This is a genomic window from Frankia tisae (genome assembly GCF_025403405.1).
Taxonomy (GTDB): Bacteria; Actinomycetota; Actinomycetes; order Frankiales; family Frankiaceae; genus Frankia; species Frankia tisai.
Genome location: NZ_JANEZT010000216.1, coordinates 1 through 11355 on the forward strand (window position 1 = coordinate 1; position 11355 = coordinate 11355).

Annotated in this window: 8 protein-coding genes; 6 read left to right on the plus strand and 2 right to left on the minus strand. The window is 72.6% G+C overall.

Annotated elements, in window-relative coordinates; translation table 11 throughout:
• Positions 1–320 precede the first annotated feature (320 nt).
• Entirely contained in the window at positions 321–1934 is a 1614-nt protein-coding gene (locus NBZ85_RS19605) for an ABC-F family ATP-binding cassette domain-containing protein (protein WP_261554455.1), read from the plus strand.
• A gap of 167 nt (positions 1935–2101) precedes the next feature.
• Positions 2102–3064, plus strand: a complete 963-nt coding sequence (locus NBZ85_RS19610; RefSeq protein WP_261554454.1) for a cation diffusion facilitator family transporter — start codon at positions 2102–2104, stop codon at positions 3062–3064.
• A 9-nt stretch (positions 3065–3073) separates the two neighbouring features.
• Here NBZ85_RS19610 and NBZ85_RS19615 read toward each other — a convergent pair whose 3' ends face one another.
• Positions 3074–4510, minus strand: coding sequence for a hypothetical protein (locus NBZ85_RS19615; RefSeq protein WP_261554453.1), 1437 nt, complete (start codon positions 4508–4510; stop codon positions 3074–3076).
• 577 nt (positions 4511–5087) lie between these two features.
• Between NBZ85_RS19615 and NBZ85_RS19620 the strand changes: the two genes are divergently transcribed.
• The 3 genes from NBZ85_RS19620 to NBZ85_RS19630 all read left to right on the plus strand — a co-directional run bounded on the left by NBZ85_RS19620 (position 5088) and on the right by NBZ85_RS19630 (position 8147).
• Positions 5088–5306 carry a helix-turn-helix domain-containing protein gene (locus NBZ85_RS19620; RefSeq protein WP_009399485.1) on the plus strand — a complete coding sequence of 73 codons (219 nt, stop codon included), beginning with the start codon at positions 5088–5090 and terminating at the stop codon, positions 5304–5306.
• A 2-nt stretch (positions 5307–5308) separates the two neighbouring features.
• Complete coding sequence (locus NBZ85_RS19625) at positions 5309–6154, plus strand: enoyl-CoA hydratase/isomerase family protein (protein ID WP_261562375.1); 846 nt, start codon at positions 5309–5311, stop codon at positions 6152–6154.
• Positions 6155–6275: 121 nt separating this feature from the next.
• On the plus strand, positions 6276–8147 hold the full coding sequence (locus NBZ85_RS19630) for an ABC transporter ATP-binding protein (RefSeq protein WP_438803097.1): 1872 nt from the start codon (positions 6276–6278) through the stop codon (positions 8145–8147).
• A gap of 76 nt (positions 8148–8223) precedes the next feature.
• Here the strand turns inward: NBZ85_RS19630 and NBZ85_RS19635 are convergent, their stop codons facing one another.
• Entirely contained in the window at positions 8224–8403 is a 180-nt protein-coding gene (locus tag NBZ85_RS19635) for a hypothetical protein (protein WP_261554451.1), read from the minus strand.
• A gap of 270 nt (positions 8404–8673) precedes the next feature.
• On the opposite strand from NBZ85_RS19635, the gene pyk reads away from it, so the two are divergent.
• Complete coding sequence (gene pyk, locus NBZ85_RS19640) at positions 8674–10089, plus strand: pyruvate kinase (protein WP_261554450.1); 1416 nt, start codon at positions 8674–8676, stop codon at positions 10087–10089.
• The last annotated feature ends 1266 nt before the right edge of the window (positions 10090–11355 follow it).

The window sequence follows — 11355 nt, forward strand, 5'->3', positions numbered from 1 at the left end:
GTCTGGGGGCGGTCTGCGGCCACGGTCTCGCGGCTCGGGCCGGGCGGGTTCAAGTCTGCCTGGAGCGCGTCGCGGCGGTTGGCGCTGGGTCGGCGCGGCGCGCGCCCACCTCGCCGTCCGGCGTCCCGGGAGGACGGCGTCCCGGGAGGACGGCGTCCCGGGAGGACGGCACCCCGAGAGGACGGCACCGTAGTCTGGATGGCATGAGCATCGCCGCGTCGTGATCGGATGATGTCCCGCCCCGGTGGCGTTTCCACCGTCGTCCGTAGCCGTCCGACGTCAACTGCGTCGCCAGGAAGCCCGAAAGAGGCCCAACCTCGATGATCATTGTGTCCGAGCTCGAACTGCGCGCCGGAGCCCGCACCCTGATCGAGCCTGTCTCCTTCCGGGTGCAGCAGGGCGATCGGATCGGTCTGGTCGGGCGTAACGGTGCGGGTAAGACGACCCTGCTGAAGGTGCTGGCCCGCGAGGGCATGCCGTTCGCTGGCGGTGTCGACGTCCGCGGCGAGCTGGGCTACCTGCCGCAGGATCCGCGCGCCGGCGACCCGACGGACACCGCCCGCGACCGGGTGTTGTCGGCCCGTGGCCTCGACGTCCTGCTTCGCGAGATGGAGAAGCTGCAGCTGGAGATGGCCGAGCTGGTCGATGTGAAGGCCCGGGACGCGGCGATCCGCCGCTACGGCAGCCTGGAGGAGCGCTTCGGCACCCTCGGCGGGTACGCCGCGGAGGCGGAGGCGGCCCGGATCTGTTCCTCGCTGGGGCTGGCCGACCGGGTGCTCGCCCAGCCCATCGGCACGATGTCCGGCGGCCAGCGCCGCCGGGTGGAGCTGGCCCGGATCCTGTTCGCCGGGTCCGGCAGCTCGGATGCGACGCTGCTGCTCGACGAGCCGACGAACCACCTCGACGCCGACTCCATCAGCTGGCTGCGCGACTTCCTGCGCGCGCACAACGGCGGCCTCGTCGTCGTCAGCCACGACGTCGACCTGCTCGACCGGTGCGTCAACAAGGTCTTCTACCTCGACGCCAACCGCGCCGCCCTCGACGTCTACAACGTCAACTGGAAGACCTACCTCAACCAGCGGGAGCTCGACGAGCGGCGCCGCCGCCGGGAACGCGCCAACGCCGAGAAGAAGATCGACTCGCTGAAGGCGCAGGCCGACAAGATGCGGGCGAAGGCGACGAAGGCCCGCGCCGCCCACCAGATGGACCGCCGCGCCGAGCGGCTGGCCGCCGGGCTTGCCGAGACCCGCGTCGCCGACCGGGTGGCGAAGCTGCGCTTCCCGGACCCGGCGCCCTGCGGGCGCACTCCGCTGACCGCCACCGGACTGTCGAAGTCCTACGGTTCGCTGGAGGTGTTCACCGACGTCGACCTGGCGATCGACCGGGGGTCCCGGGTGGTCGTCCTCGGGCTCAACGGCGCCGGCAAGACGACGCTGCTGCGCATGCTCGCCGGTCAGGAGCGGCCGGACACCGGCGAGGTGCATCCGGGGCACGGCCTGCGGCTGGGCTACTACGCGCAGGAGCACGAGACGTTGGACACCGACCGGTCGGTGCTGGACAACATGCGGGCCGCGGCGCCGGGCACCTCCGACGTGGAGCTGCGGCGCATTCTCGGCGCGTTCCTGTTCAGCGGCGACACCGTCGAGCAGCGCGCGCAGACCCTCTCCGGCGGCGAGAAGACCCGCCTGGCGTTGGCCGGGCTGGTGTGCAGCTCGGCGAACGTGCTGCTGCTCGACGAGCCGACGAACAACCTCGACCCCGCCTCCCGCGACGAGGTGCTCGCCGCGCTGAGCACCTACAAGGGCTCGGTGGTGCTCGTCACGCACGACCCGGGCGCGGTCGAGGCGCTCAGCCCGGAGAAGGTGCTGATGCTGCCCGACGGCGTCGAGGACAACTGGTCACCCGATCTCCTGGAGCTCATCACGCTGGCCTGACGTAGCCACCCGGGGCGGGGTGGCGACCCGCCGCGTGGCCGGCCGGCTCGGCTTGTAAGACTGGGACATCGGGCCGGAGGGGACACCGGCGGCGATGCTCGGCGGCGCGGTGGCAGGCACGAGGCTGCGTCCGCCCCCACCGTCGGGACGGAAGTGGAGAGTCTTTTGTGAGTACGCAGGGCGGCACCAAGGCGGTTCTGGCGGCGCTGGCCGCCAACCTGGGAATCGCGGTGACGAAGTTCGTGGCGTTCCTGCTCACGCAGTCGTCGTCGATGCTCGCCGAATCCATTCACTCGGTCGCCGACTCCGGCAACCAGGGGCTGCTGCTGCTCGGCCAGCGCAAGTCGGGCAGCCCACCCGACGAGGAGCACCCCTTCGGGTACGGCCGCGCGCGGTACATCGCCGCGTTCCTCGTCGGCATCGTGCTGTTCAGCGTCGGTGGGCTGTTCTCCACCTACGAGGGCGTCGAGAAGCTGCGCCACCCGCACGAGCTGGACAGCGGTCTGATCGCCGTGATCATCCTGCTGGTCGCCGTCGTGCTGGAGTCGTACTCGCTGTCCACCGCGGTACGCGAGTCGAGCAAGACCAGGGGCGACCGCTCCTGGTGGCAGTTCATCCGGGAGGCGCGCGCGCCGGAGCTGCCGATCGTCCTGCTCGAGGACCTGGCCGCCGAGCTGGGGCTGATCTTCGCCCTGCTCGGCGTCGGGCTGACCCTGCTGCTCGACGATCCGATCTGGGACGGCGCCGGCACCCTGGCCATCGGCATTCTGCTGCTCGTCGTCGCGGTGCTCGTCGCGACCGAGGCGTACGGCATGCTCGTCGGGGAGGCGGCGACCCCGCAGGCCGTCGCGACGATCCGCGGCACCCTCGCCGCCGCGCCCGGGGTGAGAGAGGTCATCCACCTGCGGACCCTGCACCTGGGCCCGGACGAGCTGCTGGTCGCCGCCAAGATCGGAATGGCGCCGGCGGCGACGATGCGGGAGGTCGCCGCGACCATCGACGGCGCCGAGGAGGCGCTGCGGGCGTCCCTGGCGGTTCCGATGCGGATCTTCCTGGAGCCGGACATCTCCCGCGACGCGTTGCCCCTACCGTCCGCGAGCGGTCCCGAGCCGACCTCCGCGCCGGCCTGACGCCGGGGGTCAGGTCGCCGGGCCACCGAGGCAGAGCCGCAGGCCGAGGGCTCCGATCGCACTCAGTGACACGAGGATGACGGGCAGGCTGCCGGCCTGCAACCGGTCGCCCGGTCGGGCCGGCCGGGGCCGGGGCGCCACCGCCGCGACCAACAGCCAGGGGAACACCGGCAGCCAGGTCCGCTCGGTCCCGCCCTCGGCAAGGCCGAGAGTCACGGCGAACAGCATGGTGGCGGTGGCACCGACCAGGAACGGCCAGCCCGGCGTCAGGCGCAGCCGGCGTGCCGCCCGCACGGCGAGCGGGCCGGTGGCGAGGACCACGACGGTCAGATCCAGGAAGATCCAGGCCAGCGCGGCTCCCACCGACGGCCGCGGCGCGCTGGCCAGGGCCAACCCGTCCGGCCAGGAGAAGCCCCAGGCGTAGAACAGCCACAGCGGCAGCAGCGCGCCGAGCCCGGTGATGACGTTGAGCAGCGGCCGGCGCCGGACGAAGTAGGCGGCCGCGACCGCCACCCCCAGCCACACCGGGGCGTAACCGAACAGCGCCGCCAGGCCCAGCAGCAGCCCGCTCGCCAGCGCCCACCAGACCGACCGGCGTTCCGGTTCGCAGCCGATCACACCGATGGCGACGGCCAGCGCGGCGAGGGCGGCGGTGACGGCATCCGGGGAGGCCGCCATCCAGACACTCCACGGCGCCAGAACGAGGACGGGAACCAGCCGGCGGGCCGCGGTCTCATGGCACAGCGAGCGCACCGCGACGCACACGACCGGGACGGTCAGCGCGCCGAGCGCGGTGAACAGCACGCCGATCGGCACGGCGCCGTGCAGCCCCGCCCGGGTGAGCAGCCAGGTGGCGAGCACCGGCCCCGGCGGGTGCGCCGGCAGCACGGCGACCGAGCCGGCGGCGGCGTGCGGCGTCGTCGAGGTGTAGGCGGCGAGCCGTCCGAGCGGGTCGTCGCCGACCGCGCCGGCCGCCGCGAGCAGGTCCGCAGGTGCCCGCAGGCCGGCGGCGAGATCCCCGGGCGTGACCAGGGCGAGCGCGAGGCTGAACGCCAACGAGCCCAGATAGCCCAGCAGCAGCAGGACACTCCAGGGCAGCCGGAACGCCACCGACCGCGGTGGCCGGATGGTCGAGGCCCACCAGGCCGTGAGTGCGATCACGGTCGCGGCGACCGCGAGTGGGACCACGACGAGTGGGTCCAGGCGCGGCGCCCAGCCGTCGTGCCACGGGGGCCGCGGGCAGCCGAGGCTGATGTCGGTGCTGGCCAGCAGGGCGGTGCCGGCGAGCCCGAAGGCGACCAGGGCCAGCCAGATCCCGGCCTCGGCGAGCTCCGCCCGCACCGCCGGTCCGAGGCTGGCGGCGAGCGTGCCGGCCCGCGGCTGCATCCGCCTGCGCACGGTCGCCGGGACGCGCGCCCGCTCGGATGCGCCGCGGCTGACGCTCACCACTTCACGGGCCACCTCTGCACGGTAACGAGTCTTGCGCCGGCCGAAGCCCACAGCCGATCGGCGCGACGGTTCCGGGTGCGCGGGCTCAGGCGCGAACCGCCGCCGCGGGGCGGGCGCGCGCCGCGCCGCGGTGGTCTCCCGGCCGGCCGCGGCAGCGGACGGCTGCCGCGGGGTGTGAGTAATCAGTCGGTTTGATCTGCGGCGTTAGCGGTCCGTCGGCGGGCTCTGTACAGTGATCGACTGTTGGTTGTACCTGCGGTATTGCGTTGAGGGAAGATCGCCGATCATGCTGGTGACGATGTTCGCGGCGACGCGCCGTTGCTGCTGTTAGGCCGTGCGCATGGGATTGGGGACACTGGTCACCGTGCATGGTCGGCCGTGGACGCCTGGCGTGCGAGCGGGCGGGTGCGACCCGGGTCATGCCGGCCTTGGTGTCGGCGTGGGGATGGAAGCGCGAGCGCACGGTCACGCACCGACGCGCCGCGTGTGATGGATCACATCTGCTTCGAGTGGCGCGTTCACTCGAGCTGAGTGAAGATCGGTTCGCAGATCATCGAACACGGAGGGGGCCACGTTGGCCGAGCTTAGGAAAGGAACCCGGATCACCGGCGCCGAGCGCGACAAGCTCGCTGCCGAACTTCGGAAGAAGTACGAAGGTGGGCAGAGCATCCGTCTGCTCGCCGAGTCCTCTGGTCGTTCGTACGGTTTCGTCCACCGGATCCTGTCGGAGTCCGGTACGACCCTGCGCGGCCGTGGCGGTGCGACCCGGGGCACCAAGAAGAAGAGCGCCTGATCATGGCGGTACCGGCCGCCGCCGTATCGGCGGCGGCCGGACTACGGGTGGAGGTCGTCGGACCTGTCGCGACCATCCGGCTCTCCGGATCCGGCGATCCCGGGTCACTGGGGGGCCTTGGTTCCGCCCTTGATGACGCCCAGCGACGAATGGGCGGCGATGTCCGGGTCGCCGTCGTCCGCCTGGGCGGCCAGATCCCGCCGGCCGCGGACACTGCGCCGCGTCTGACGGGCCTGAACGAGCAGGCACCGCTCCCGCCGTCGTCCGCGCGGGTCGATCCGGCCGCCCTGACCGGGGGGTACCGGGTCTGGCGGGACGCGCTCGAACGGCTCACGGCGCGGGCGAACCTGATCAGCGTCGCCGCGGTGGCGGACGTTGCCGAGGATGTCGGTATGGCCGTCGCTGTCGCCTGCGACCTGCGGATTTTTGCCACAGAAGCGGGTTTGCACCCGGTCTGGGCGCTCGGCGGCCTGCTGCCCGGGGCGGGTTCGTTGACCCGGCTGGCCGAGCTTCTCGGCTGGTCCCGCGCCCTCGACCTGTGCCTGACCGGGCGGCCGCTCGGTGCGCCCGAGGCCGCCCGCCTCGGGCTGGCTCAGCGGGTGGTGCCCCGCCCGCGGCTCGACGATGAGGTCGCCGCCGTGGTCGCGGGCCTGCTCGCCACCTCCTCTGCTGTTACGGCTGAGGTCAAGGCGCTCCTGCGCGGTGCCCGTGTGGCCGGCGGAGCTGCGGTCCCGCGGCGGGCCGCGGCGGGTGCCGACTCCCGCAGCGGTCCCGATGCGGAGGGCGAGGCCTGGGAGCGTACGGTCATGGATCTGCTGGACGCCTCGCGAGGCGCCGCCGCGGGCTGATCCGGCCCCGGTCGGGCCCGCCAGTGGGAATGACCGCAACCCGCCGTCTGCTTACATGCTTACAGTGCAAGCAACGGTGTCGGGAGGCATGATGCGGCCGGGTCCGGACAGTCGGGCGTTGATGCGATCCGCGATCCGGGACCGGTCGGCGGCGAAGACCTCGCTGCGGCCGGGGACGGTGCGCCGGATCGCGGCCTTCGCGCGGCCCTGGCGGGGCCAGCTGATCTGGTTCCTCGGGCTCATCGCGGTCAGCGCCGCACTCGGCGCGGTCGTCCCGTTGATCCTCAAGGAGATCATCGACGGCGGGATCGAGCATCACCGGGTGGGCTACGTCGAGCTGCTGGCGGGGATCGTCGCCGCGCTGGCCTTCCTCGACACCGGCCTGTCCCTCGCCCAGCGCTGGTTCTCGGCCCGTATCGGTGAGGGCCTGATCTACGAGATGCGCAGCCAGATCTTCCAGCACGTGCAACGCCAGCCGCTGGCGTTCTTCACCCGCACCCAGACCGGCGCTCTCACCAGCCGGTTGAACAACGACGTGCTCGGCGCACAGTCGGCGTTCACGAACACACTGTCCTCAGTGCTGTCGAATGTGCTCTCCGCCGGGTTCGTACTCGCCGCGATGCTCGTGCTGTCATGGCAGATCACCGTCGTGTCATTGGTGTTACTACCGGTTTTCATCCTTCCCGCCCGCGCGTTCGCGCCACGGCTCGCCCGACTGACCCGGGAACGTTACGAACTGAACGCGGACATGAACAACACCATGACCGAGCGATTCAACGTGTCGGGCGCGATGCTGGCCCAGCTCTACGGGTCCCCCGAACGCGAAGAGGTCAACTTCCGCGGTCGGGCGGGGCGGGTACGCGACATCGGGGTCACCCAGGCCATGTACGGCCGAATATTCTTCGCCTCGCTCAGCCTCGTCGCCTCGCTGGCGACCGCGATCGTCTACGGCGCCGGCGGCCGTCTCGCGGCCCGGGGAGACCTGGAGGTCGGCACCCTCGTCGCGCTCACCGCGTATCTCGGCCGGCTGTACGGACCGCTCACCCAGCTGTCGAACGTGCACGTCGACGTCATGAGCGCGATGGTGTCATTCGAGCGCGTCTTCGAGGTTCTCGATCTCGCACCGGCAATCGTCGACAGGACCGATGCCGTCGATCTGCCGGCAGGCGCGGCGGCCGTCGAGTTTGATCACGTCGGATTCCGGTATCCCGCGGCCGACGAGGTTTCCCTGGCCTCGCTGGAATCCGTCGCGGTCCTCGACACCAGGGTTCCGGCACCAGTGCTGCACGACATCACCTTCCGGGCGGAACCCGGTCAGATGATCGCACTGGTCGGGCCGTCCGGGGCCGGCAAGACGACGATCAGCCAGCTGATCCCGCGGATGTACGACGTCCGCTCCGGCGCCGTCCGGGTCGGCGGGCACGACGTGCGCGACCTGAGCCTGCGTTCGCTGCGCGCCACGGTCGGCGTGGTCACCCAGGACGCCCACCTGTTCCACGACACGGTGCGGGCGAACCTGGCCTTCGGCCGGCCGGACGCCACTGATGACCAGATGTGGTCAGTGCTGGACGCCGCGCAGGTCGGGGAGCTGGTGCGGGCGCTGCCGGACGGGCTGGACACGGTCGTCGGCGACCGCGGGCACCGGCTGTCCGGCGGGGAGAAGCAGCGGCTGGCGATCGCCCGGCTGCTGCTGCGCGCGCCCGGCATCGTCGTGCTGGACGAGGCGACCGCGCACCTCGACAGCGAGTCCGAAGCCGCGGTGCAGCAGGCCCTGAGCGCCGCGCTGGCCGGCCGCACCTCGCTGGTGATCGCGCACCGGCTGTCCACCGTGCGAGAGGCCGACCGCATCCTCGTCGTTGCCGACGGACGCATCGTGCAGAGCGGCACCCACGACGAGTTGCTGGCGCGCGGCGGGCTGTATGCCGAGCTGTACCGGACCCAGTTCCGTCCCGCCACGGCGCCCGCCGACGACGCGAGCGCGGTCCCCGCCTGAGCCCGGACCGGGGTTCGCCGAGCCGCGACTGCGGGTCACGGCCGGACCGGGGGAGGCGGCGGGGTAGACCGTTCGGTCAGGTTCCGGGTTCCACCGAAGGTGGCGGCGGCGAATCGTGCGCGATGGTCAGCGCGGGCGGCTGCCCGGCAGGCGCCTGCGCGGCGACGGGCCCGGGTTCGGGGGCGATGGTGACCTCGACCACGGCGATGTCGATGTCACCGGACGGGTGACGGTGAATAGCGGGATTTCGATTCATGCCGACTCCGGGGGTGCTCGACCGTGTCATACCGACTTCCGCGTCCGGGTGGAGCGGCTCCCAGGAACGTCGGCACCCTTGCCGTCTTTCCCGTATCACGCGCGCCGTGGGACGGGTGTGGCGCGGGTGACGAGACGGACGGTACGCCGCCAGGCGACCACGCGCAGCATGTACCGGATCGACCTGATCTGACTACTGGCGGGTGAGCGACTCGCCTCTCTCGGCGGCCCCCGTGTGCAATGACCGACGATCAGTACTTAGGCTTTGTCTGTGCCACGTAGAGCCAAGATTGTTTGTACCCTCGGCCCGGCCACCAGCTCGCCAGAGAAGGTCCGGGCCCTCGTCGACGCCGGAATGGACATTGCCCGCCTAAACTTCTCCCACGGAACACACGAACAGCACGCCGTCACCTACGCCCGGGTGCGGGAGGCGGCCGAGGCCGCCGAGCGCAACGTCGGCATCCTCGCTGACCTGCAGGGCCCGAAGATCCGTCTGGGCACCTTCGCCGCCGGCGGTGTCACCCTGCTACCGGGCCAGCGGTTCACCGTCACCATCCGGGACGTGCCCGGTGACCAGCACCAGGTCGGCACCACCTACTCCGGCCTGCCGGCCGACGTCTCGGCCGGCAGCCGCATCCTCGTCGACGACGGCCGGCTCGTCCTGCAGATCGACGGCGTCACCGACACCGACGTGCACACCACCGTCGTCGTCGGCGGCCCGGTCAGCGACCACAAGGGGATGAACATCCCCGGGGCCGCGCTCACCGTGCCGGCGCTGAGCGAGAAGGACGCCGACGACCTGCGCTACGCCCTCGAACTCGGGGTCGACATGATCGCGCTGTCCTTCGTGCGCAGCGCCGCCGACGTCAAGGCCGTGCACGCGATCATGGACGAGGTCGGGACCCGTGTCCCCGTCCACGCCAAGATCGAGAAGCCGCAGGCGGTCGCCGCTCTCGACGGCATCATCGAGGCGTTCGACGGTCTGATGATCGCCCGTGGCGACCTCGGCGTCGAGCTGCCCCTCGAGGACGTGCCGCTGGTGCAGAAGCACGCGGTCAGCCAGGCACGGGAACGGGCGAAGCCCGTGATCGTCGCCACCCAGGTGCTCGAGTCCATGGTCAGCGCGCCACGACCGACGCGTGCCGAGGCCAGCGACTGCGCGAACGCGGTCCTCGACGGCGCCGACGCGATCATGCTCTCCGCGGAGACGAGCGTCGGGGCCTACCCGATCGAGTCGGTGTCCACGATGGCGCGGATCATCGAGACGGCCGAGGCGGACCTCGGGCGAATCCCGCCGCTGCGTACCGAGCCACGGACCCTCGGCGGGGCGATCGCCCAGGCGGCCGCGTCCGTCGGCCACGCCGTCGGCGCCCGCTACCTCGTCGCGCACACCCTCAGCGGCGACACGGCCCGGCGCCTGGCCCGGTACCGCAGCGAGGTCCCGGTGCTGGCCTTCACGCCGATCCAGGCGGTGCGCAACCAGATGGCGCTGTTCTGGGGCGTGGAGACCTTCCATGTGCCGATCGCGGAGAGTACCGACGAGATGGTCCGCCAGGTCGACACCGCCCTGCTCCAGATCGGCCGGTGCCAGCCCGGTGAGCTTGTGGTCGTCGTCGCCGGAACGCCGCCGGGCGTGGCCGGCATGACCAACATGATGCGGGTCCACCGCATCGGCGAGGCGGTCTGACGGCCGCACCGTGCAGTGCCGACGTGCCGCGTCGTGCCGCGTCATGACGTGACCTGACCTGACGCCTGACCGGCGGGCGGTTGCCGCGGGGCCCCACCCGCGCCGACCGGCGGTCGGGCGCCCCGCCACCTCGAGTGGACGCCAACCTCAGGCCATCCGGCATCTTCAGCTGGATGCGGGTGGCGACACCGCCCGTGCAGCGATCCACCGTGCCCGTCCGGCACACTCCCGGCGGCTGTCATGATGATGCCGGCCGCGTCCCGACCCGCCGACCGGGAGCGCGGCGGATTCCGCCGGCGCGGGTCCGGATCGATCGGGCGGCAGCCTGTCGGACAAGGGCGCATGTCAGGGAGTGGTCGCATGGTCGAGCAGGGGAACGGGCCGGACGATCCGGCACCCGCAGGCACGCCGACAGCCGACCCGGACCCGGCCGGCCCCGGGTCGGATTCTCAGACCCCTGACCAGGCCCAGACCGCCGCGCCCGCCGACCGGCCCGGCGCCTCGGCGCCCTCGAACTCCCGTACTCCGCCGCGCGCCGCGCCCGCGGGTCGGGTCGTTTCGGGGCCACCCGCGCGTCCAGCCTCCGCTTCGCCCGCCAGCGCCTCTGCGCTCCCGGCGAGCGCGTCCTCGTCTGGCGCCGCCGGCTCCTCCAGTGGCAGGCCCGGTGCCGGTGGCCGCCCTGAAGGGTCCCGTTCTCCGGCGGCGGCGCGCCCAGCCGAGGCTGGGCGCGTCCCGATTCGCCCGCCGCTCGCCCCCATCCGGTCCCAGTCGGCCAGCACCACGCCGGCGCGAGAGAGTTCGCCCTCCGGTCGTGATGCCCGTGGACCCGGCGGCGGCCCAAGCCCGGTCCGTCAGGCACCCGACCCCGCCTCGCCCGGCGGGCGGCCGGCGGGCGAGGCGCCCGCCGGCACCCCTGGTCGTGACCGGCCCGGACCGCCGCCGGCCGCGGCGGGCCAGCCGGCGGGGAACGCTGGTGCACGTCCGCGTGTTGCCAGCGCGTCGCCGGGCGGGCCTGCCGGTGAGCGGCCAGCGGCCAGGCCGGGAGCGCCGCGTTCGGGCTCGGGCTCGGGGCAGTCCACGGCCCGGATGACGCCCGCGGCTGAGGCGTGGTCGAAAAGGTCGCCGGTCCCACTGGGAGGGGGCGCCGACGGCGGCCCCGGTGGGCGGCAGAGTTCTGCTGGGGGAGCCGGCGGTGGCGCCGCGGGCGATGGTGGCGGTGGGCGGGAAGAGGCCGGCGCCGGGTCCCCCACGTCGGCGGGCGCGCCC

Excerpts from the sequence above, each read along its gene's own strand:
- NBZ85_RS19605 (WP_261554455.1), top strand. The coding sequence starts at position 321 with ATGATCATTGTGTCCGAGCTCGAACTGCGCGCCGGAGCCCGCACCCTG.
- NBZ85_RS19625 (WP_261562375.1), top strand. The coding sequence starts at position 5,309 with ATGGCGGTACCGGCCGCCGCCGTATCGGCGGCGGCCGGACTACGGGTG.
- NBZ85_RS19630 (WP_438803097.1), top strand. The coding sequence starts at position 6,276 with ATGCGATCCGCGATCCGGGACCGGTCGGCGGCGAAGACCTCGCTGCGG.
- NBZ85_RS19635 (WP_261554451.1), bottom strand. The coding sequence starts at position 8,403 with ATGAATCGAAATCCCGCTATTCACCGTCACCCGTCCGGTGACATCGAC.